We start from the raw sequence: 24,141 nt of genomic DNA on the forward strand, positions 1-24,141 counted from the left end.
TATAGGGAACACTGTGTGTTCCCTTTTTTACAAAAGAGATCTCACCGTTAACGATGGAGGTAAGCATGAGTCAAGCAAAATATAATCGTATCGTATTAAAGTTAAGTGGAGAAGCATTAGCTGGTGAAGAGGGTTTTGGTATTAACCCGTCCATCATCAAATCTGTTGCTGAACAAGTAAAAGCCGTTTATGAATTAGGTGTGGAAATTGCTGTAGTCGTTGGTGGTGGAAACATTTGGCGTGGTAAAATTGGCAGTGAAATGGGTATGGATCGTGCCGCTGCTGATTATATGGGAATGCTAGCAACAGTAATGAACTCTTTGGCCCTTCAAGATAGCTTAGAGAACATCGGTGTGCAAACACGAGTTCAGACTTCTATCGAGATGAGACAAGTAGCAGAGCCTTATATTAGAAGAAAAGCTGTTCGTCATCTTGAGAAAAAACGCGTTGTTATTTTCGCCGCGGGTACAGGAAACCCTTATTTCTCTACAGATACAACAGCAGCTTTGCGTGCAGCTGAAATCGAAGCTGACGTGATCTTAATGGCTAAAAACAACGTAGATGGCGTTTATAATGCGGATCCTAAGCTTGTACCTGATGCTGTAAAATACGAAACATTAACGTATATTGATGTTTTAAAAGATGGACTAGCTGTTATGGATTCTACAGCTTCTTCATTATGTATGGACAATGATATTCCGCTAATTGTTTTTTCAATTACGGAAGAAGGCAATATTAAACGTGCCGTTACAGGCGAAAACATTGGAACAATTGTAAAGGGGAAATAAACATGCCAAAACAAGTGTTGCAAAACGCAAAAGAAAGAATGGAAAAAGCAATTCAATCATTTAGCCGCGAACTAGCATCAATTCGTGCTGGGCGTGCAAGCGCGTCACTTCTTGACCGCGTAACGGTAGAATACTACGGTGCACCAACACCAATTAACCAATTGGCGCAAGTAAGCGTGCCTGAAGCTCGTATGCTTGTTATTCAGCCTTATGACAAATCACAAATTGGTGAAGTTGAAAAAGCTATTTTAAAATCCGACTTAGGGTTAACACCTACAAGCGATGGAACTATTATCCGTTTATCGATTCCTGCTTTAACGGAAGAGCGTCGTCGTGAGTTAGTGAAAATGGTGAAAAAATATGCTGAAGAAGCAAAAGTTGCGGTTCGTAACGTACGCCGTGATGCAAACGATGATTTTAAAAAGTTAGAGAAAAAAGGTGAAATTACTGAAGACGATTTACGCGGCTACAGTGATGACATTCAAAAGCTAACGGATGATCATATCGTAAAAGTGGATAAAGTGGCGAAAGATAAAGAAGAAGAAATTATGGCAGTTTAAGTCATTTCAAGGTAAAATATATTGTAAAAGACCCTCTATTGTTTACAGGGGGTTTTTTTGTTAATAATGTGTAGTAAGAAAAAACTCACATAAGCCACACGTTTATGTGAGAGCGTACAACGGGGGACCTTTGCATGTTAAGAAAATTTCAAGCATGGAAGAAAAGTCAAGATTTAAATACACTGTCTTTGTCAGAACGAAAAGATCAAGTGAAACAGCACCCTGTTCCTGAGCATATTGCAATTATTATGGATGGGAACGGTCGTTGGGCGCAAAAACGAGCTCTTCCTCGCATGATGGGCCATCATGAAGGAATGAAGGTAGTGCGTCATGTGACCAGATTGGCCAATGAATTAGGTGTTAAAGTATTAACTTTATATGCATTTTCCACTGAAAATTGGAAGCGCCCCAAAACTGAAGTCGAGTTTTTAATGAAACTGCCAGAGGAATTTTTAACAACCTTTCTGCCTGAGCTAATTGAAAAAAATGTGCAAGTTCGTATTATGGGGGATAAAAGTGAGCTCCCTGCCCATACGATTCGAGCCGTGGATAACGCAATTGAAAAAACAAAGCATAACACAGGGCTGATTTTAAACTTCGCGCTCAATTACGGTAGCCGTCACGAAATCATGGGCGCTATTCAGTCATTGGTAGAAGATGTAGAACAGGGAAAAGTAGCTTCCTCTTCTATTTCAGAAAATTTATTTTCTTCCTATTTAATGAGCAAAAGCCTTCCAGATCCGGATTTGCTTATTCGTACAAGCGGTGAGCTTCGCTTAAGTAATTTTATGCTTTGGCAGCTAGCTTACACAGAGTTTTGGTTTACAGAAGTATTATGGCCAGATTTTAAAGAAAATCATTTAATCGAAGCAGTCGAGGCGTTTCAAAAGCGCGGTCGCCGCTTTGGTGGTGTATAAGAAGGTGTGGAAAACAAGATGAAACAGCGCATTATCACCGCGATTGTAGCACTTGCGGTATTTGTGCCGATTGTTTTAATTGGAGGGTTACCTTTTACCCTTATCATGTATGTAATCGGAACAGTTGGTGTAATTGAGCTTTTAAAAATGAAACATTTGAAAGCAATGTCTTTTCCAAGTATCATTAGTTTATTGCTAACCTGGGTGTTTTTACTACCAAATGGAAGAGATGTTGCATTTCAATTCTTAAGTGAACATAAGATAGAAGTAGCGCTTGCTGCTGTCCTTCTTTTATTAATGTACACGGTTGTAGTTAAAAATAAATTTACCTTCGATGACGTTGGGTTTATTTTATTAACGACAGTATATGTTGGCTTTGGCTTTCATTATTTTATCGAGGTTCGTCAAGAGTTCGGGTTAGCTTATTTGTTCTTTGCTTTTCTTATTATTTGGGCGACGGACTCCGGAGCTTATTTTATTGGACGAGCAATGGGGAAACGAAAGCTATGGCCGGAAATCAGTCCCAATAAAACAATTGAAGGTTTTGTTGGTGGCGTCGTATGCGCTATTGTAGTAGCCATTGTATTTAAGCTGTTAGCAAATATTGATCAAACTATGATTGAATTACTTGTAATTGGTATTATCGTATCGTTATTTGGACAGATGGGTGATCTTGTACAATCAGCGTTCAAACGTCACTATGGCGTAAAAGATTCAGGGAAAATTTTACCGGGTCATGGTGGGATTTTAGACCGTTTTGACAGTTTAATGTTCATCATGCCAATTTTAGCTTTTTTATTATCTCTATAAAAAAGATGTCTTTGTTTTAATAGGAGTGAATATACTTGAAGAAAATTTCCTTGTTAGGAGCTACAGGTTCAATCGGTACTCAAACCGTTGATATTGTTAGAGCGCATCCGGAGCATTTTGAGCTCTCAGCAATCTCTGTAGGTCGAAATATTAATGAAGCAAGAAAGATTATTCAGCAGTGTAAGCCAGCCCTTGTTTCTGTGATGAAGAAAGAAGATTGTCTGTCACTGCAAGCAGAATTCCCTTCTATTCGATTTGTTTATGGAGAAGAAGGGCTTGTGGAAGTGGCAACTCATCCATCCACAGAAGTTTTAGTAAATGCGGTTCTTGGAAGTGTAGGGTTGACTCCTACGCTAGAAGCAATCAAAATGAGAAAAACGATTGCTATTGCAAATAAGGAGACACTTGTTACCGCTGGTCACCTTGTCATGGAAGCAGCCAAGGAATATGGCGCTGATATTTTACCGGTAGACAGTGAGCACTCAGCTATTTTTCAAAGTTTGCAAGGGCAAGATCAAAAAGCAATAGACCGTTTAATTTTAACGGCTTCTGGAGGGAGCTTTCGAGATAAAACGAGAGCAGAACTACAGGGAGTAACGGTTGAAGATGCGTTAAATCATCCAAACTGGTCGATGGGAGCTAAAATTACAATTGATTCGGCAACGATGATGAATAAGGGATTAGAAGTGATTGAAGCACATTGGCTTTTTGATCTTCCCTATGAGAAAATTGATGTATTGTTACATAAAGAAAGCATCATTCATTCTATGGTAGAGTATTCTGATACAAGCGTTATTGCCCAGCTTGGAACGCCTGATATGCGCGTGCCAATTCAATACGCGTTAACGTATCCAAAACGCATGTCTTTACCTGACACCAAGCGTTTAAGTTTGGCGGATATTGGTCAGCTTCACTTTGCTAAAATGGATGAAGAGCGTTTTCGCTGTTTAGCTTTTGCATTTGAGGCTGGCAAAGCGGGTGGAACACTTCCGACTGTTTTAAATGCAGCTAATGAAGAAGCTGTTCAAGCCTTTTTAGATGGTCACATTACATTTTTACAAATTGAAGATGTGATTGAAAAAGCAATGAATGAACATACTGTAATACAGAAACCTTGTTTATCTACTATTAAAGAAGTAGATTTAGAAGCAAGAGAGTTTGTTAGATCCGCCATCTCTCGATAATGTGCGTGCGAGAGAAGCCACTCACTTATCTCTGGTGGGTGGAGGTTTGACTCTATTACATGAAGGGGGTAATACCCATTGAACACAGTCATTGCGTTTGTCGTCATTTTTGGAGCTCTTGTATTCTTTCATGAGCTTGGTCATTTAGTTTTTGCAAAGCGTGCAGGCATCTTATGCCGTGAGTTTGCCATTGGGTTTGGTCCCAAAATCTTTTCATTTAAACGAGATGAAACAGTTTATACCATTCGTTTGCTGCCTCTAGGTGGATTTGTTCGAATGGCTGGAGAAGACCCAGAAATGATCGAAGTTAAGCCTGGTCAAATGGTGGGCCTCATGTTTGATAAGGAAGGCAAAGTAAATAAAGTCATTATTAACAACAAGGAACAGCATCCAAATGCAAAAGTTATTGAGGTAGAGCAAGCAGACTTAGAGCATAATCTATTTATTTCAGGTTATGAAGAAGGTGAAGATGAACGTCTGCAAAAATTTGAGGTAGCAGAAGAATCTTACTTCGTTATGGACGGAGAAGAAATTCAAATTGCACCTTACAGCCGTCAGTTTGCTTCCAAAACTCTTGGTCAGCGTGCGCTAGCCATTTTCGCTGGTCCGCTAATGAACTTTATATTAGCCTTTGTTATTTTTATCGTTCTTGGGATTTCTCAAGGATATGTTGTTGACAAACCTGTGATGGGCAAATTAACATCAGATGGAGTAGCCGTTGATGCGGGACTTAAACAAGGAGATAAAGTTCAAGCAATTGATGGACAAAGTGTTTCAACGTGGGATGATGTCGTAAAAGTAATTCAAAAACATCCTGAACAGCAAATTACATTCACGGTTCAGCGCGGCAGCAAAACGCTAGATATTCCGATTACACCTGAAAGTCGCAAAGTTGGGGAACAGACAATTGGACTAATTGGCGTATATGCACCGGTTGAAAAGTCATTCATTGGTTCGATCACGCACGGAGCTACTGAAACATATACGTGGATGAAAGAAATCTTAACGGGTCTAGGGAAGCTTGTGACAGGACAGTTCAAACTGGATATGCTTTCTGGTCCTGTAGGTATTTACGCAGCAACCGATCAAGTAGCACAGTCAGGCATTTATTATCTAATGAAATGGGCAGCCGTTTTAAGTATTAACTTAGGGATTGTCAATTTGCTTCCACTTCCTGCTTTAGATGGAGGACGACTGTTGTTCTTCGCTGTAGAAGGAATTCGCGGTAAGCCAATTGATCGTCAAAAAGAAGGGATTGTTCATTTTATCGGTTTTGCTTTATTAATGCTGCTGATGCTCGTTGTAACGTGGAACGATATTCAAAAGTTCTTTTTATAAGACATACGCTCAGCGAGGGATATTCCCTCGCTGATTATATGAAAATTGCGGCATGGTCCGCCTTAAAAAAATAAGATAGAGAAGTAAGCAAAGAGGTGCGAGGTTATGAGACAAAGTTCTACATTGATTCCTACATTAAGAGAAGTGCCAGCTGATGCGGATATAAAAAGCCATCAGCTTCTATTGCGCGCAGGTTATATGCGCCAAAATGCAAGCGGCGTGTACAGCTTTTTACCGCTTGGTAAGCGCGTGTTGCAAAAAGTTGAACAAATTGTTCGTGAAGAGATGGACCGTGCAGGTTCTGTCGAATTATTGATGCCTGCTTTACAACAAGCTGAATTGTGGCAAGAGTCTGGCCGCTGGTATTCATATGGACCTGAGTTAATGCGTATGAAAGATCGTCACGGCCGTGAATTTGCTTTGGGAGCAACACACGAAGAAGTTATCACAAGCTTGCTTCGTGACGAAGTGAAGTCATACAAACGTTTACCGCTAAATTTATATCAAATTCAAACGAAGTTCCGCGATGAAAAACGTCCACGCTTTGGCTTATTACGCGGTCGTGAATTTATTATGAAAGATGCATATTCGTTTCATGCTTCTCAAGAAAGTTTAGATGAAGTATATGACAAAATGTTTGCTGCCTACAGCCGCATCTTTGAGCGCTGCGGATTAAATTTCCGTGCGGTTATCGCTGATTCAGGTGCAATGGGCGGAAAAGATACGCATGAATTTATGGTTCTTTCTGAAATCGGGGAAGATACAATTGCTTATTCAGATACATCTTCTTATGCAGCAAATGTTGAAATGGCACCGGTTGTAAATACCTATGAAAAATCAACTGAAGCTGAAAAAGAATTAACAAAGGTAGAAACACCAAATCAGCATAGCATTGAAGACGTAGCTGCTTTCTTAAATGTTGAAGCGACTTCTTGTATCAAGTCACTTTTATTTAAAGTAGATGATCGTTTTGTGCTTGTACTTGTTCGCGGGGACCACGAAGTAAACGATATTAAAGTGAAAAACTATTTTGAAGCTTCCGTTGTTGAACTGGCAACTCCAGAAGAAACAAAAGAAGTATTAAAATGCGCAGTTGGTTCAGTAGGACCGATTGGAGTAAGTGATTCAGTAGAAGTGGTAGCTGATCATGCGGTAAAAGCAATTGCTAACGGTGTATGCGGAGCAAATGAAGAAGGTTATCACTACACAAATGTGAATGAACGTAACTTTAATGCAACTTACGAAGATTTCCGCTTCATCCAAGAAGGGGATCAGTCACCGGATGGACAAGGCGTTATTAAGTTTGCTAAAGGTATTGAAGTCGGACACGTCTTTAAGCTAGGAACGCGCTACAGTGAAGCGATGGGAGCAACGTATCTAGATGAGAACGGACGCAGCCAGCCAATGATTATGGGCTGCTATGGTATCGGTGTTTCTCGTACAGTAGCTGCGATTGCAGAACAATTTAATGATGAAAACGGTCTTCTATGGCCAGAAGCTGTTACGCCTTATCATGTGCACGTTATTCCAGTTAACGTGAAAAATGATGAACAGCGTGAACTAGGTGAGAAATTATATAATGAGTTATTAGATAATCGCTTTGAAGTGCTGTTAGACGACCGCCAAGAGCGTGCAGGAGTAAAATTTGCAGATTCAGATCTAATTGGTCTTCCTGTTCGAGTAACAGTTGGTAAACGTGCATCTGAAGGAATTGTAGAAGTAAAAGTACGCAAAACCGGGGAGTCATTAGAAGTGTCAGTTGACAATCTTGTTTCAACAGTGAAAGAACTGCTAGCGAAGTAATGAAGCAGCGGGGATTTGTATCCCTGCTGTTTTTATGTTTATAAACAGAACATATGACAGAATAGAAGTCATTTATGTTAAAATAGATTGCACTCATTTATAAAAGGAGGCAGAAAACTTGGAAGCACAAACGCTAGGAAAAAAAGAGCGTTTTAAGTTGCTGCTGCAGCAGTTAGAGCTGACGAGTGATCAAATTGTTCCTTACTTTGAAAACGCAGCGATTGAAAAGCTCGTCATTCAGAAAGAACAAAAAAAATGGCATTTCCATTTTTCTTTAGAAGGGTTATTACCTTTTGAGATTTATGAGTTATTCCATGCTCGCATGTCTTCAGCTTTTTCTCATATTGCGAGTGTTTCTTTTTCTATTCAAACCGTTAATAAACAATGTACGGAAGAGCATGTACAGTCATATTGGAAGCATTGTATTGGAGAAATGCAGGGCATATCTCCGCTTTTACAGTCGCTTTTACAAGATCAAATGCCGAGATTGAACGGTGCCAAGTTGATTGTGAACGCACGACATGATGCAGAAGGAACGGCTTTACGTAAAAAGTATAGTCAGTTAATTGCTGATCAGTATGCGTCCTATGGGTTTCCGAACCTTCAGCTAATGACAGAAGTTGTACATTCAGAAGAAGCATTTCAGCAGTTTGTAGAGCAACGAAAACAAGAAGATACAGAAAAAGTATTACAAGCCATCACAGAAATGCAAAATAAAGAAAATGAAAAAAGTGATGGACCAGACCTACCAAAAGGTCCGCTTACAATTGGATATACGATTAAAGACGAGACGGTTCGCTTGGACTCCATTGTAGATGAAGAAAAGCGAATTGCCGTTGAAGGATACGTATTTGATGCAGAAACGAGAGAATTACGAAGCGGACGTACGCTTCTTATTTTTAAAGTGACAGATTATACAAACTCTATTATGGTTAAAATGTTTTCGCGTGACAAAGAAGATATTCCTTTACTTCAAGCGATTAAAAAAGGAATGTGGGTAAAGGTGCGCGGAAGTGTACAAAACGATACATTTGTCCGTGATCTAGTTATGATTGGAAATGATGTTAACGAGATTACCGGTCCCGCTAGACAGGATACAGCGCCTGAAGATGAAAAGCGTGTGGAACTTCACTTGCATACGCCAATGAGTCAAATGGATGCAGTTTCATCTGTTGGAGCTTTAGTCGGACAAGCCAAAAAATGGGGACATCCGGCTGTAGCGATAACTGATCACGCGGTTGCACAGTCGTTTCCTGAAGCGTATGGAGCCGGGAAAAAGAACGGCATTAAAATACTGTACGGAGTGGAAGTCAATTTAGTGGACGACGGCGTACCGATTGCCTATAATCCGCAGCATGTGGATTTGACAGAAGCAACTTACGTAGTATTTGACGTCGAAACAACCGGTTTGTCAGCCGTATACGATACCATTATTGAACTTGCTGCCGTGAAGATGAAAGAAGGCGAAATCATCGATCGATTTGAACGGTTTGCAAATCCTCATCATCCTCTGTCTGCAACAACAATTGAGCTGACGGGTATTACAGATGATATGGTCCAAAATGCGCCTGAAATCTCAGAAGTACTTCGGGATTTTCACGAGTGGATGGGCGACAGTATTTTAGTCGCTCATAATGCAAGCTTTGATATGGGATTTTTAAATATGGGACTGCAAAAAATCGGATTAGAAAAAGCAGCTAACGGCGTTATTGATACGCTTGAACTCGGAAGATTTTTGTATCCGCATATGAAAAACCATCGTTTAAATACTCTTGCTAAAAAGTTTGATATTGAACTTGTGCAGCATCACCGCGCGATTTACGATGCGGAAACAACCGGCTATTTGTTAAATAAAATGCTGAAAGATGCATTTGAACGCGAAATTACGATGCACGATCGCTTAAATGATTATATGGGAGAAGGGAATGCATATCAGCGGGCCCGTCCTTATCATGCGACGCTTTTAGCACAAAACGACGTAGGTTTAAAAAATCTATTCAAACTCGTTTCGATTTCTCATTTAAATTACTTTTATCGAGTTCCGCGAATTCCAAGATCTCAGCTCGACAAATATCGAGAAGGCATCTTGATTGGAACCGCATGTGACCGGGGCGAAGTATTCGAAGGCATGATGCAAAAAGGAATTGATGAAGTAGAAGGAGCAGCTGAATTTTATGATTACATCGAAGTGCAGCCTCCTGACAACTACAAGCACTTAATTGAACTGGATTTAGTGCGGGATGAGAAAGCCTTAAAAGATATTATCAGCAATATTGTGAAGCTCGGTGAAAAGATTGGAAAGCCGGTTGTAGCAACAGGAAATGTTCACTATCTCAATCCTGAAGACAAAATTTACCGAAAAATTTTAATTGGTTCACAAGGCGGGGCTAACCCGTTAAACCGTCATCAGCTGCCGGATGTTCATTTTAGATCAACGGATGAGATGCTGAATTGTTTTTCATTTTTAGACGGGGACAAAGCGAAAGAAATTGTTGTTCATAATACGCAAAAAATAGCGGATATGATTGACGATATTAAACCAATTAAAGATGATTTATATACGCCGAAAATTGAAGGTGCAGACGAAGAAATGCGTGAAATGAGCTATGCGATGGCACGCAGCATCTACGGTGAAGAGCTGCCTGAAGTAGTAGAAGCTCGCCTAGAGAAAGAGTTGAAAAGTATTATCGGCCACGGGTTTGCCGTTATTTACTTGATCTCGCATAAACTCGTTAAAAAATCGTTGAATGATGGTTACTTAGTTGGTTCACGTGGTTCCGTAGGGTCTTCATTCGTTGCGACGATGACAGAAATTACAGAAGTAAATCCACTGCCCCCGCATTATGTTTGTCCAAAATGTAAGAAATCCGAGTTTTTTAATGACGGTTCCGTTGGTTCTGGGTTTGACTTGCCGGATAAAAGCTGCGACGATTGTGGGGTACCATTTATTAAAGACGGACACGATATTCCGTTTGAAACGTTCTTAGGATTCAAAGGAGATAAAGTTCCCGATATCGATTTGAACTTCTCCGGAGAGTATCAGCCGCGAGCTCATAACTATACAAAAGTACTGTTTGGCCAAGATAATGTATACCGCGCGGGAACAATCGGTACAGTAGCTGAAAAAACAGCTTATGGCTATGTAAAAGGCTATGCCGGTGACCGTGATTTACATTTGCGAAACGCAGAAGTGGATCGTTTAGTAGCAGGATGTACGGGCGTAAAACGTACAACGGGTCAGCATCCAGGGGGGATTATCGTTGTACCGGACTATATGGATATTTTCGATTTTTCACCGATCCAGTTTCCAGCTGACGACCGTAATTCCGAATGGAGAACAACTCATTTTGACTTCCATTCGATTCATGATAATTTATTAAAACTTGATATACTCGGACACGATGATCCGACCGTGATTCGCATGCTTCAAGATTTAAGTGGAATTGATCCAAAAACAATTCCGACGGATGACCCTGAAGTGATGAAAATTTTTAGCGGAACGGAATCACTTGGCGTAACAGAAGAGCAAATTATGTGTAAAACAGGAACGCTTGGCATACCGGAGTTTGGAACGCGCTTTGTGCGTCAAATGTTAGAAGATACGAAGCCAACGACGTTTTCAGAGCTTGTTCAAATCTCAGGACTGTCACACGGGACGGACGTATGGCTTGGTAATGCGCAGGAGCTAATTCGCAATGATATTTGCAACTTAAGTGAAGTAATCGGCTGTCGTGATGACATCATGGTTTATCTGATTTATCAAGGTCTTGAACCTTCACTTGCCTTTAAAATTATGGAGTCTGTACGTAAAGGGAAAGGGCTAACACCTGAATTTGAAGAGGAAATGATCAAAAATGGTGTTCCGGACTGGTATATTGATTCTTGTAAAAAGATTAAGTATATGTTCCCTAAAGCCCATGCCGCTGCTTATGTATTGATGGCCGTGCGTATTGCTTATTTCAAAGTGCACCACGCGCTTCTTTATTACGCAGCATACTTTACGGTTCGTGCAGATGACTTTGATATTGATACGATGATCAAAGGCTCAACTGCCATTCGAGCGAAGATGGAAGAAATTAATGCCAAAGGTTTAGATGCATCCCCTAAAGAGAAAAACTTATTAACGGTGCTTGAGCTTTCTTTAGAAATGTGCGAACGAGGCTATTCGTTTAAAAAAGTAGATTTATATGAATCTAGCGCAGACGAATTTTTAATTGACGGCACGTCTTTAGTTCCACCGTTTAATGCCATTCCCGGTCTTGGCACAAATGCAGCGCTGAACATTGTAAAAGCTCGTGAAACGGGAGAGTTTTTATCGAAAGAAGACTTGCAGCAGCGAGGCAAAGTATCGAAGACGATTTTAGAGTATCTAGACAACCATGGATGCCTTGAATCATTACCTGATCAGAACCAGCTTTCTCTTTTCTAACATTTGCATAAAATAAGCGGTTATGATATAGTAATTGTGGAAATGCTAAGGATACGGACGAGAAAGAGTGGGGAAACCCGCTCTTTCTTATTGATATGAACTTACTGACATAGTAAGTAGTATGGAGAACGAATCGGCTTCTAGCATGATTCGTTTTTTCTGTAGATTTTCAATCACCATGATTGATTTATTATGTGACGTTTAAAATCCTGCAACACAAATGACAACATTTCCACTCTAGTAGGTTAGACCTCTTATAGAGTGCAAAATAAAAATAGCAAATAAACCACTCTTTTTTGATATAAGAGACATAAAAAACGCGTAACCTAAACATACCATGCAATGTCTCGAAGGGAGGATTAGAATGAGTAAAAATGTAAAACAAACAGTGGAAGAAATGGTTTCCCCTATCTTAGAGGAAATGAATTTAGAGCTTGTTGAAATTGAATACGTAAAAGAAGGAAAAGATTGGTTTTTACGTGTGTTTATCGACTCTGATACCGGCGTGGATATCGAAGACTGCGGAGCAGTAAGTGAAAAATTGAGTGAGAAAATGGATGCAGTAGATCCAATCCCTCATAACTATTTTTTAGAAGTATCATCGCCTGGTGCGGAACGTCCATTAAAAAAAGATAAAGATTTTGAACGTGCAATTGGTAAGCATGTATACATAAAAACATATGAACCAATTGAAGGTGCAAAAGAATTTGAAGGCGAATTACAATCATTTGACGGAGAAACTGTCACATTATCTATTCGTATCAAAACACGCACAAAAACGGTGGTTTTACCATATGACAAAGTCGCTTTTGCTCGATTAGCGATTGTATTTTAATGTGTAGGGGCCAATATTAAAGGGGGATTATCCAACGATGAGCAGTGAGTTATTTGATGCCTTAGTCATTCTTGAAAAAGAGAAAGGCATTAGCAAAGATGTAATTATTGAAGCAATTGAAGCAGCGCTAATTTCTGCTTACAAACGCAACTTTAACCAAGCGCAAAACGTACGCGTTGATTTAAATTTAGAAAGAGGTTCAATGCGCGTGTTTGCTCGCAAAGATGTGGTTGATGAAGTATATGATCCACGCCTGGAAATTTCGGTTGAAGAAGCACAAACAATCAACCCTAACTTCCAACTAGACGATGTGGTTGAAATCGAAGTAACGCCAAAAGACTTTGGACGCATCGCGGCCCAAACAGCAAAACAAGTTGTTACACAGCGTGTTCGTGAGGCGGAACGAGGCGTTATCTATTCAGAGTTCAGCGATCGCGAAGAAGATATTATGACAGGTATTGTTCAGCGTCAAGATTCTCGCTTCATCTATGTGAGCCTTGGCAAAATTGAAGCATTGCTTCCTCAAAGCGAGCAAATGCCAAATGAGCAGTATAAACCTCATGATCGTATTAAAGTGTATATTACGAAAGTAGAAAAAACAACAAAAGGCCCGCAAATCTATGTTTCACGTACGCACCCAGGTCTTTTAAAACGTCTTTTCGAAAAAGAAGTACCGGAAATCTATGACGGTACAGTTGAATTAAAATCAGTAGCTCGCGAAGCTGGAGACCGTTCAAAAATCTCTGTTCATTCTGAGTATGCTGAAGTAGATCCGGTCGGTTCTTGTGTTGGGCCAAAAGGTCAGCGCGTACAGGCTGTTGTAAATGAACTAAAAGGTGAAAAAATTGACATCGTTCGCTGGTCAAATGATCCAGTTGAATTTGTTGCCAACGCTTTAAGTCCATCTAAGGTAGTAGATGTGATTGTAGATGAAAATGAAAAAGCAACAACTGTTATCGTTCCTGACTATCAGCTGTCACTTGCAATTGGTAAACGTGGACAAAATGCACGTCTAGCTGCTAAGCTGACAGGCTGGAAAATTGATATTAAAAGTCAATCAGAAGCTGAACAAGAAGGCATGGTTGTAAAAAACAGCGATGATATGCTAGTAAGTCAACATGCATTTGATTCAGATGAAGATATGGAATAAGAGGTGAGCCAAGGTGAACAATCGTAAAAAAGTCCCGATGCGAAAATGTGTGGCCACTGGAGAAATGAAGCCTAAAAAAGAGCTAGTACGCGTTGTACGCTCAAAAGAAGGCGACGTTTCAGTTGATGTAACGGGTAAAAAGTCCGGGCGCGGAGCTTATGTAAGCAAGGATAAAGAAGCAATTTTATTGGCAAAAAAGAAAAATGTGCTTTCGACACATTTAGGCGCGTCAATAGATGAAGCGGTTTATGAAGAGTTGCTAGCGCTTGTAGAAAAGGAGAAACAGTCACGCTAATGAATGAACAATGGATCTCCTTTTTAGGGCTTGCAAACCGTGCACGAAAATTGATTTCTGGAGAAGAACTTGTGGTTAGAGAAGTTCGGAAACAAAAAGCAAAGTTAGTACTTTTAGCAAGCGATGCGTCTGAAAACACAAAGAAAAAAGTAACGGATAAATGTTCTTACTATAACGTTTCGGTTAAAATCGTTCCCGATCGCTATACGCTAGGTCAAGCGATTGGTAAAGAAGCTCGAGTTGTAGTAGCCGTGATGGACGAGGGATTTGCTAAAAAGCTAGCAACGATGCTCGGTTAATTTTATGGGGGTGAAAGTATTGAATAAAAATACAAAATCAACAGCTAACAAAGGAAACAATAAAGGTAACAAAAAGCCACAGGCACAAAAGTCACAGGCACCAAAAGGTAGACCAGCTCCAGCAGCTGCAAAAGAGTTACCGGAAAAAGTAACGTTTGTCGGAAGCTTAACGGTTTCTGAATTAGCAAAAGAATTAGGCAAAGAGCCTTCTGAAATTATTAAAAAACTATTTATGCTTGGTGTAATGGCAACAATTAACCAAGAGTTAGATAAAGATTCTATCGAACTAATTGCCGGAGAATACGGTGTAGAAGTTGAAGAAGAAGTAGTGGTAGATGACACTGCTTTTGAATCATTAGAAATCATTGATGACGAAAAAGACCTTCAAGTGCGTCCTCCAGTTGTTACAATCATGGGTCACGTTGACCACGGTAAAACAACGCTTCTTGACTCTATCCGTAACACAAAAGTAACGGCTGCAGAAGCAGGCGGTATCACGCAGCATATCGGTGCTTATCAAGTTGTGGTTGACGAAAAGAAAATTACATTCCTTGATACACCAGGGCATGCTGCATTTACAACGATGCGTGCTCGCGGTGCGCAAGTAACGGATATTACCATCCTTGTTGTTGCAGCAGACGATGGTGTAATGCCTCAAACAATTGAAGCGATTAACCACGCAAAAGCGGCAGAAGTGCCAATTATTGTTGCGGTTAACAAAATGGATAAAGAAGCAGCAAATCCAGATCGCGTTATGCAAGAACTAATGGAGCACGGCCTTGTAGCTGAAGAGTGGGGCGGAGAAACAATCTTCTGTAAGCTTTCAGCCATTTCAGGTGAAGGGATCGATCAATTGCTTGAAATGATTTTACTTGTAAGTGAAGTAGAAGAGTTAAAAGCAAATCCTAACCGTCGTGCAGCAGGTACAGTTGTAGAAGCACAGCTAGATAAAGGCCGTGGGTCTGTAGCAACGCTTCTTGTTCAAACTGGTACACTACGCGTAGGTGATCCAATCGTAGTCGGGAATACGTTTGGCCGCGTTCGCGCAATGGTAAATGATATCGGCCGCCGTGTGAAGGAAGTAGGACCATCTACTCCGGTTGAGATTACTGGCTTAAACGAAGTTCCGTTAGCTGGAGATCGTTTCTTAGTGTTTGAAGATGAGAAAACAGCTCGTCAAATCGGAGAAGCTCGTGCTCAAAAGCAGCTTGAACAACAGCGCGGTGAAAAATCTCGCGTAAGCTTAGATGATTTATTTGAAAAAATTAAACAAGGTGAAATGAAAGACTTAAACCTTATCGTAAAAGCAGACGTACAAGGTTCTGTAGAAGCATTGGCTGCTGCTCTTCAAAAGATTGATGTAGAGGGTGTAAATGTTCGTATTATCCATACGGGTGTAGGTGCGATTACAGAATCTGATATCATTCTTGCAACTGCTTCTAACGCAATCGTTATCGGCTTTAACGTGCGTCCGGATGCTGGAGCAAAACGTACAGCTGACGTAGAAAACGTAGATATTCGTCTTCACCGCATTATTTATAAAGTAATTGAAGAAATTGAATCTGCGATGAAAGGAATGCTTGATCCTGAGTTTGCTGAAAAAATCATCGGTCAAGTGGAAGTACGTCAAACATTCAAAGTATCAAAAGTTGGTACAATCGCAGGAAGTTACGTAACAGACGGTAAAATTACACGTAACAGTGGAATTCGTTTAATTCGTGACGGAATTGTTATCTTTGAAGGTGAAGTAGATGTGCTAAAACGCTTTAAAGACGATGCAAAAGAAGTCGCTCAAGGATATGAGTGTGGTATTACAATTAAAAACTTCAATGATATTAAAGAAGGAGATATTATTGAAGCATATGTAATGGAGCAAATTGATCCTAAATGATTGGACTAGTGGAGTGTGAATGCTTAATTTACAATGCTGCTTCTCTTAAAGAAAAACGTGCCGTGCTTCAGCGCATCTTGATGCGCTTGAAGCAGCGGTTTAACGTATCAGTTTCAGAAACTGATTTTCAAGATGTGTGGCAACGAACAAAAATTAGCATTGTCGCAGTCTCATCTAGCCGTGTCACAACGGAACAAGAACTGCAAAAAGCGCTAAGCTTGATTGATTCTTTTCCAGAGATTGAACGTACCATTACAACTTTTGATTGGTTATAAAAGGGGTGACACAGATGAACATAAGAGCAACTAGAGTCGGAGAACAAATGAAAAAAGAGATGGGCGAGATTTTAAATCGTAAAATCAAGGATCCGCGCATCGGTTTTGTGACTGTAACAGATGTTCAAGTATCAGGCGATTTACAGCAAGCGAAAGTGTATATCTCTGTTTTAGGAGATGCTGAACAGCGTGAGAATACGTTAAAAGGCCTTGCGAAAGCAAAAGGATTTATCCGCTCAGAAATCGGTCAGCGCATTCGCTTACGTAAAACACCTGAAATTACGTTTGAGTTTGATGAATCAATTGATTATGGTAATCGAATTGAATCATTGCTTCATGAAATTAAAAAAGAAAGCGATGACCATCAAGAGAACGAATAAGATCGGTGAATGTAGAAACAAAAAAGGGTGTCTCAAAAGTGGTTTTTGCTTCTGAGACACCCTTTTTTAAATGAAAAGGAGATGAAGAATGAGTGGACGGTGTTTTAATTTTACATAAACCAGCTGGCCTGACTTCGCACGACTGTGTGTTTAAAGTCCGAAAGCTGCTTCGCACCAAAAAAGTAGGGCATACAGGCACATTAGACCCAGACGTTACAGGGGTATTGCCTATTTGTATCGGTAGAGCTACTAAAATTGTAGAGTATCTAACAGGAGCTACTAAAACCTATGAAGGAGAAGTTACACTCGGATTTTCTACAACAACAGAAGATTCTTCCGGAGAGGTTGTAGAAGAAAAGAAAGTAGTGGATTCTTTTTCACGTGCTCAAATCGAAGAAGTGCTGTCTTCGATGACAGGAGAACTTCAGCAAGTGCCTCCAATGTACTCTGCGGTAAAGGTCAAAGGTAAAAAGCTATATGAATATGCAAGGCAAGGAATCGAAGTAGAGCGCCCTGTTAGAACCATTCATATCTATAACTTTGAACTGCTGGACGATCGCGCTATATTTGAGGGAGAACAAATTTCCTTCAAATTCCGCGTAACGTGCAGCAAAGGTACATATGTGCGAACGCTTGCTGTGATGATTGGAGAAGCACTTGGCTATCCGTCTCATATGTCTTATTTGCAGCGAACGGGTTCAGGGCAGTTTTCACTGGAAGATTGTGTGACATTTGAAGATATTGAACGGGCGGTAGAAGAAGAAACGATCAATGAGAAACTGCATTCGATCGAAGAAGCTCTTAATCATTTGCCGAAACTTCAAATTAGTGATACATTAGCAGAGAAAGTGAAAAATGGCGCGGTATTGCCGTGCACAGAAGATGAAGAGTTAAAAAAAGAACCATTCTTTTTAATGATAAATTCAGCAGGCAAGTGCTTAGCAATTTATGCTCAGCACCCAACGAAAAAACATTTAATGAAGCCGGTTAAAGTGTTGGCAATCGACTAGACCGGTTAGGGAAAAGGTGAACTGTGTTTTGGAAACGATTGAAATTCGACATCCACACCACTTTCAACGAGAAGCTGTTCAACAATCAGTGTTAGCGCTTGGTTATTTTGATGGTGTGCATTTAGGGCATCAGCAAGTGATAAATTCAGCAAAACAGTTAGCGGATGAAAAAGGCATAGCTAGTGCTGTGATGACGTTTACTCCTCACCCTTCTGTGGTGCTTGGGCGCAATGTGCAGCACATTGATATGATCACACCACTTCAAGAAAAAAAGAAACTCATTGAGGAAATGGGAATTGACTTTTTATATATCGTTCATTTTGATAAACAGTTTGCAGCACTATTGCCTCAAGAGTTTGTTGATCAGTATATTATTGGCCTGAATGTGCAGCATGTGGTAGCTGGATTTGACTATACGTATGGAAAGTTAGGTAAAGGAACAATGGAAATACTACCATTTCATTCTCGATCAAAATTCACTCAAACAACAATTGATAAGTTAACAAATGGCGAAGAAAAAATTAGTTCAACGCTCATTCGCGAAAATTTAGCAAATGGAGACATGCATCGAGTAAAAGAGCTGCTTGGGCGCTATTATGAAGTGTCAGGTACAGTGACTCATGGAGAAAAGCGAGGCAGGCAAATAGGTTTTCCGACTGCTAACATCGCTTTAGACGATGAGTATTTACTTCCGCGCATCGGCGTGTATGCTGTTGAGCTTCAGCTCCACGGCAAGTGGTATGCAGGAGTATGCAACGTGGGCTATAAGCCGACTTTTCATGATAATTTAGAAAAGCCAACAATCGAAGTCCACTTATTATCATTTGACGAGCAAATCTACGATCAGCACGTAACGGTGAAATGGCACCGAATGATTCGTTCAGAAAAAAAGTTCAGTGGCATCGAAGAGCTTGTCGGTCAGATCTCAAGGGACAAGGAAGAAGCCCTTGCTTATTTTGAAGGAATTCAAAAGCATAAGAAATAAAAAAATATATATAAATAGTTGCTACGACTTGCTTTTTGTTCTAATAAGTAGTAACATAACACTTGTATGTAAAACAACCATTGCTTGGCATTACGATTCACCAACGTTTTGCTCGGTAACTGGGGTTTAATAATAAGGAGGTGAATAGGATGGCTATCACACAAGAGCGTAAAAATGAAATCATTAGTGAGTACAAAACTCATGCGAACGACACTGGTTCTCCAGAAGTTCAAATCGCTGTCCTAACAGAGCAAATTAACAATCTAAACGGTCACTTACGTACTCATAAAAAGGATCACCATTCACGTCGTGGTCTTTTAAAAATGGTAGGTCGACGTCGTAACTTACTTAACTACCTACGTAACAAAGACGTTACTCGTTATCGTGAGTTAATCAACAAACTTGGTTTACGTCGATAATAAGAAGAAAGCGGGAGCATTCCCGCTTTTTTAGTATGTACATTTAAGAAACATTAAAGATGCTACATAATGTGAAAAAAGCTATTGTTTTTGGATATTTCGTTTATAATAAAACTATCACATTTGATTACATACATATTTTATATGTAGAGAGGGGTACTCGTCGATATGGAACAAGAAAAACGAGTGTTCTCCGTAGATCTAGCTGGACGAAAGCTAGAAGTTGAAGTTGGCCAGTTGGCAAAACAAGCAAATGGCGCAGCATTAATCCGCTATGGAGACACAGTTGTATTAAGTACAGCAACGGCTTCAAAAGAGCCTAAAAATGTAGATTTCTTCCCGTTAACAGTAAACTATGAAGAGCGTTTATATGCAGTCGGTAAAATCCCAGGTGGATTCATTAAGCGTGAAGGCAGACCAAGTGAAAAAGCAATCTTGGCTAGCCGTTTAATCGACCGTCCGATTCGTCCTTTATTCGCAGATGGTTTCCGAAACGAAGTTCAAGTTGTCAGCGTTGTAATGAGCGTAGATCAAAACTGTTCTTCAGAAATCGCGGCAATGTTCGGTTCTTCATTAGCATTATCAGTATCTGATATTCCATTTGAAGGTCCTATTGCAGGCGTAATCGTAGGCCGTGTAGACAATGAATTTGTTGTAAACCCAACGGTAGATGAGCTTGAAAAAAGCGATATTCATCTAACGGTTGCTGGTACAAAAGATGCGATCAACATGGTTGAAGCAGGCGCTGATGAAGTACCGGAAGAAGTAATGCTAGAAGCAATTATGTTTGGACACGAACAAATTAAAAAGTTAATTGCGTTCCAAGAAGAAATTGTAGCAGCAGTAGGCAAAGAAAAAGTAGAAGTTGCGCTTTATACTGTGGATGCTGACCTTGAGCGTCAAGTTCGCGAAATTGCAGAAGGTGACATGAACCGTGCCGTTCAAGTTCAAGAAAAGCATGCGCGCGAAAATGCGATTAAAGAAGTGAAAAGCGCAGTAGCTGCAAAATTTGAAGAGCAAGATGTAGAAGAAGAAGTACTAAATCAAGTGAATGAAATTTTATCGAAGCTTGTTAAAAGTGAAGTGCGTCGCTTGATCACAGAAGAAAAAGTGCGTCCTGATGGCCGTAGTATTGACGAAATTCGTCCACTTTCTTCTGAAACAAACTTGCTTCCTCGTACACACGGATCTGGATTATTTACGCGTGGACAAACTCAAGCGCTTAGCATCTGTACATTAGGTGCACTTGGCGATGTGCAAATTTTAGATGGTTTAAGTGTAGAAGAATCTAAACGCTTCATGCATCACTATAACTTCCCTTCATTTAGTGTTGGTGAAACTAGACCGATGCGCGGACCGGGTCGTCGTGAAATTGGACATGGTGCGCTAGGTGAACGTGCACTTGAGCCTGTTATTCCAAATGAAAAAGATTTCCCTTATACAATTCGTCTTGTATCTGAAGTATTAGAGTCAAACGGTTCTACTTCACAAGCGAGTATTTGTGCAAGTACGCTTGCAATGATGGATGCTGGGGTTCCAATTAAAGCACCTGTAGCAGGGATTGCCATGGGTCTGATCAAATCAGGTGAACACTACTCGATTCTAACGGACATTCAAGGAATGGAAGATCACCTAGGAGATATGGACTTTAAAGTAGCAGGTACGGAAAATGGAGTAACTGCGCTTCAAATGGATATTAAAATTGACGGGTTATCTCGTGAAATTTTAGACGAAGCCCTTCAACAAGCAAAAAAAGGCCGTATGCAGATCTTAAATCATATGATGTCAACGATTGCTACGCCTCGTCAAGAGCTTTCTCAATATGCGCCTAAGATCCTTACAATGGCTATTAACCCTGATAAAATTCGTGATGTTATTGGACCAAGCGGTAAGCAAATCAATAAAATCATCGAAGAAACAGGCGTTAAAATTGATATCGAACAAGATGGTACAATCTTCATTTCTTCTATTGATCAGCCAATGAATGAAAAAGCGAAGAAAATTATTGAAGATCTTGTACGCGAAGTTGAAGTCGGCCAAATGTACTTAGGAAAAGTAAAACGAATTGAAAAATTCGGTGCATTTGTAGAAATCTTCAGCGGAAAAGATGGGCTTGTTCACATTTCAGAGCTTGCAGAAGAGCGTATTGGAAAAGTGGAAGACGTTGTATCAATTGGCGACGAGATTCTAGTTAAGGTTATGGAAATTGATAAACAAGGCCGCGTTAACTTATCTCGTAAAGCAATTTTAAAAGAACAAAAAGAAAAAGAAGAAAAAGCAAAAGAAACAAAATAATCTTCTTTTACTACTATATAGATATTGTGAAATCGTCCATACATGAAGAAAATCCATGTGTAGGGCGATTTTATCGTTTGTAGATGTTTGTTCTACCTTGTCCCCTTTATACATATTTTAAATGGTAAAGGGGGAAGGATAAGTGAAGAGAACCATTGTGCAATTTACAGCATTTCTATTTTTACTGGCAATTACATATAAATCTATTTATAATCCTTTTGCTGAAGCATATATAGAAGCACTTAAATCCGATGTACAACTTGTATCAGCTCAGCATGATGCGTTATATCAAAAGATTGAAGAAAAAGCAAAAGATTATGAAAAGCCGGCAGCGAATGCACGAATCGATCCCGTTTGGAAACGGGTTCCTGGCTATAACGGCATAAAAGTTGATCTTGCTGCTTCTTATAAAAATATGAAACCTGCGGGTAAATTTGATGAAAAAAAACTAGTGTACAAACAGGTTAGACCAAAGGTTCACTTGAAGGATTTACCACAGGAACCTATCTACCGTGGACACGATGAAAAGCCTATGGTATCGTTTACAGTGAACGTAGCATGGGGGAACGAGTATTTGCCTAAAATGTTAGAAGTGCTAAAAAAGCACCATGCTAAAGCAACTTTCTTTTTAGAAGGAAAATGGGTTAAAAATAATCCAGATATGGCAAAAATGATTGTAGACGCAGGGCATGAAGTAGGAAACCACTCTTATTCTCATCCTGATATGGCCACTTTATCGGCTAGTCAAATCAATCAGCAGCTTAAAAAAACGAATGATATTATTACGTCTACTACGGGACAAAAAGTAAAATGGTTTGCTCCGCCGAGCGGCAGTTTTCGCCCCGAAGTAGTAACGCTTGCTTCTCAGTTAAAAATGAGTACCATCATGTGGACGGTTGATACAATCGATTGGCAAAAGCCAAGTTCAGAAGTGTTAATTAATCGAGTAATGAAAAAGATTCACCCAGGGGCTATTGTACTGATGCACCCGACTGAATCAACGGCTGAATCGCTTGACCAATTGTTAACCGATATTGAACGCAAAGGCCTCAAAGTTAGCGATGTGTCAACAATGCTAGATGAAGAACGAATGATGAAAATACCTTCTTCTACTAAGAAGTAAGTGAGATAAGCAAAAGGGAGGCACTAGCTTGATAAAACGATATACGTGCAAAAATGGTGTAAGAATTGTATTGGAAAATATCCCAACTGTTCGATCTGTGGCCATTGGGGTGTGGATCGGAACGGGTTCTCGAAGTGAACACCCTGAAATTAATGGTGTATCACATTTTCTTGAACATATGTTTTTTAAAGGAACAAAAACAAGATCTGCTCGTGAAATTGCAGAAAGCTTCGACCGCATTGGCGGACAAGTAAATGCATTCACTTCTAAAGAATACACGTGTTACTATGCAAAAGTATTAGATGAACATGCAGATCAAGCGCTCGATGTGCTGGCGGATATGTTCTTTAATTCTTCATTTGATGAAGAGGAATTAGCTCGTGAAAAAAATGTTGTATATGAAGAAATTAAAATGTATGAAGATACACCTGATGATATTGTACACGATTTATTAGGAAAAGCCGTATATGGCAATCATCCATTAGGCTATCCAATTTTAGGAACGGAAGATACGTTAAAAACATTTAACGGTGATTCGCTTCGTCAGTATATGGAGCAAATGTATATTCCCGAAAACATCGTTATTTCAGTAGCTGGAAACATTGATGAAAGTTTTATTCAGCAGGTGGAAAACTATTTTGGTACATATACGTCAAGTCACTCCGCTCATCAATATGTTCAGCCAGAGTTCCATACAAATCATATTGCGCGCAAAAAGGAGACTGAACAAGCTCACCTTTGCCTTGGCTTTAAAGGTTTGCCAATCGGCGGAGAAGATGTATATAGCTTAATTGTATTAAATAACGTGCTTGGTGGAAGTATGAGCAGTCGTTTGTTCCAAGAAGTTCGCGAACAGCGCGGCTTGGCTTACTCTGTTTTCTCTTATCATTCTTCTTATCGAGACAGCGGTCTTGTCACGATTTATGGGGGAACGGGAAGCCATCAGCTCGACGTATTATATGATACGGTTCAAGAAACGCTTTATGATTTGAAAGACAAAGGGATTACGGATAAAGAACTTGCTAACAGCAAAGAGCAGCTGAAAGGAAACTTAATGCTGAGCCTTGAAAGTACAAATAGCCGTATGAGCAGAAACGGAAAAAATGAGTTAATGCTAGGCTATCACCGTTCATTAGATGAGATTTTAGATCTTGTTAATGCCGTGACTAAAGATAGTGTAAATGGTCTTGCGCGAGATATTTTCAAAGATGAATTTGCTCTTTCGCTAATAAGCCCGAGTGGAGATTTACCTAAAGGTTTTAAAGGAAATTAAACAGTAAAAGTAAGGTTGGCTAAAATAATTGAGCCAGCCTTATTTTTTTGTCATTTTTTGTACGGTTGTTCAATAAATTAGA

Annotated in this window: 20 protein-coding genes and 1 pseudogene; all 21 read left to right on the forward strand. The window is 39.9% G+C overall.

Annotated features, from left to right (window positions below; all coding sequences use genetic code 11):
- Positions 1–65 precede the first annotated feature (65 nt).
- Positions 66–788: a UMP kinase gene (gene pyrH / locus ACFX4R_RS18030; RefSeq protein ID WP_013058848.1), complete on the forward strand. Its 723-nt coding sequence runs from the start codon at positions 66–68 to the stop codon at positions 786–788.
- 2 nt (positions 789–790) lie between these two features.
- On the forward strand, positions 791–1,348 hold the full coding sequence (gene frr / locus ACFX4R_RS18035) for a ribosome recycling factor (protein WP_013058847.1): 558 nt from the start codon (positions 791–793) through the stop codon (positions 1,346–1,348).
- Positions 1,349–1,482: 134 nt separating this feature from the next.
- Positions 1,483–2,265, forward strand: a complete 783-nt coding sequence (locus tag ACFX4R_RS18040; protein WP_028410833.1) for an undecaprenyl pyrophosphate synthase — start codon at positions 1,483–1,485, stop codon at positions 2,263–2,265.
- A gap of 18 nt (positions 2,266–2,283) precedes the next feature.
- Positions 2,284–3,075: a phosphatidate cytidylyltransferase gene (locus ACFX4R_RS18045; RefSeq protein WP_014458463.1), complete on the forward strand. Its 792-nt coding sequence runs from the start codon at positions 2,284–2,286 to the stop codon at positions 3,073–3,075.
- A gap of 35 nt (positions 3,076–3,110) precedes the next feature.
- Complete coding sequence (gene dxr, locus ACFX4R_RS18050) at positions 3,111–4,259, forward strand: 1-deoxy-D-xylulose-5-phosphate reductoisomerase (protein WP_162214901.1); 1,149 nt, start codon at positions 3,111–3,113, stop codon at positions 4,257–4,259.
- 78 nt (positions 4,260–4,337) lie between these two features.
- Positions 4,338–5,597, forward strand: a complete 1,260-nt coding sequence (gene rseP, locus ACFX4R_RS18055; RefSeq protein ID WP_043976513.1) for an RIP metalloprotease RseP — start codon at positions 4,338–4,340, stop codon at positions 5,595–5,597.
- 105 nt (positions 5,598–5,702) lie between these two features.
- Entirely contained in the window at positions 5,703–7,400 is a 1,698-nt protein-coding gene (locus ACFX4R_RS18060) for a proline--tRNA ligase (protein WP_043976515.1), read from the forward strand.
- 118 nt (positions 7,401–7,518) lie between these two features.
- Complete coding sequence (locus ACFX4R_RS18065) at positions 7,519–11,829, forward strand: PolC-type DNA polymerase III (RefSeq protein WP_028410838.1); 4,311 nt, start codon at positions 7,519–7,521, stop codon at positions 11,827–11,829.
- A gap of 364 nt (positions 11,830–12,193) precedes the next feature.
- Entirely contained in the window at positions 12,194–12,664 is a 471-nt protein-coding gene (rimP, locus tag ACFX4R_RS18070; protein ID WP_013084764.1) for a ribosome maturation factor RimP, read from the forward strand.
- 37 nt (positions 12,665–12,701) lie between these two features.
- Entirely contained in the window at positions 12,702–13,814 is a 1,113-nt protein-coding gene (gene nusA, locus ACFX4R_RS18075) for a transcription termination factor NusA (protein WP_013058839.1), read from the forward strand.
- Between the two features lie 13 nt (positions 13,815–13,827).
- On the forward strand, positions 13,828–14,109 hold the full coding sequence (gene rnpM / locus ACFX4R_RS18080; protein WP_013058838.1) for an RNase P modulator RnpM: 282 nt from the start codon (positions 13,828–13,830) through the stop codon (positions 14,107–14,109).
- Entirely contained in the window at positions 14,109–14,408 is a 300-nt protein-coding gene (locus ACFX4R_RS18085) for a YlxQ family RNA-binding protein (RefSeq protein WP_377570027.1), read from the forward strand. The genes rnpM and ACFX4R_RS18085 overlap by 1 nt, the downstream gene beginning before the upstream one ends.
- A gap of 22 nt (positions 14,409–14,430) precedes the next feature.
- Positions 14,431–16,299 (forward strand): annotated as a pseudogene (infB, locus tag ACFX4R_RS18090) (translation initiation factor IF-2); the annotation flags it as partial.
- Positions 16,296–16,574 carry a DUF503 domain-containing protein gene (locus ACFX4R_RS18095; protein WP_016765375.1) on the forward strand — a complete coding sequence of 93 codons (279 nt, stop codon included), beginning with the start codon at positions 16,296–16,298 and terminating at the stop codon, positions 16,572–16,574. The pseudogene infB and the gene ACFX4R_RS18095, both read left to right, overlap by 4 nt.
- A 14-nt stretch (positions 16,575–16,588) precedes the next feature.
- Positions 16,589–16,954 (forward strand): 30S ribosome-binding factor RbfA, encoded by a 366-nt coding sequence (gene rbfA, locus ACFX4R_RS18100; RefSeq protein ID WP_013058834.1) that lies wholly within the window; start codon positions 16,589–16,591, stop codon positions 16,952–16,954.
- A 92-nt stretch (positions 16,955–17,046) separates the two neighbouring features.
- Positions 17,047–17,964, forward strand: coding sequence for a tRNA pseudouridine(55) synthase TruB (gene truB, locus ACFX4R_RS18105; RefSeq protein ID WP_043976518.1), 918 nt, complete (start codon positions 17,047–17,049; stop codon positions 17,962–17,964).
- Between the two features lie 28 nt (positions 17,965–17,992).
- Entirely contained in the window at positions 17,993–18,949 is a 957-nt protein-coding gene (gene ribF, locus ACFX4R_RS18110) for a bifunctional riboflavin kinase/FAD synthetase (RefSeq protein ID WP_043976521.1), read from the forward strand.
- Positions 18,950–19,098: 149 nt separating this feature from the next.
- The gene (gene rpsO, locus ACFX4R_RS18115) at positions 19,099–19,368 is read left to right on the forward strand and encodes a 30S ribosomal protein S15 (protein ID WP_013058831.1); all 270 of its coding nucleotides are present in this window, start codon (positions 19,099–19,101) and stop codon (positions 19,366–19,368) included.
- A 168-nt stretch (positions 19,369–19,536) separates the two neighbouring features.
- Positions 19,537–21,663, forward strand: coding sequence for a polyribonucleotide nucleotidyltransferase (gene pnp / locus ACFX4R_RS18120; RefSeq protein WP_013084762.1), 2,127 nt, complete (start codon positions 19,537–19,539; stop codon positions 21,661–21,663).
- 142 nt (positions 21,664–21,805) lie between these two features.
- On the forward strand, positions 21,806–22,786 hold the full coding sequence (locus tag ACFX4R_RS18125) for a polysaccharide deacetylase family protein (protein ID WP_016765374.1): 981 nt from the start codon (positions 21,806–21,808) through the stop codon (positions 22,784–22,786).
- A gap of 28 nt (positions 22,787–22,814) precedes the next feature.
- A complete protein-coding gene (locus ACFX4R_RS18130) occupies positions 22,815–24,059 on the forward strand; it encodes a M16 family metallopeptidase (protein ID WP_028411394.1) in 1,245 nt (414 codons plus the stop codon).
- The last annotated feature ends 82 nt before the right edge of the window (positions 24,060–24,141 follow it).

Source organism: Priestia sp. YIM B13490 (genome assembly GCF_042787735.1).
Lineage (GTDB): Bacteria > Bacillota > Bacilli > Bacillales > Bacillaceae_H > Priestia > Priestia megaterium.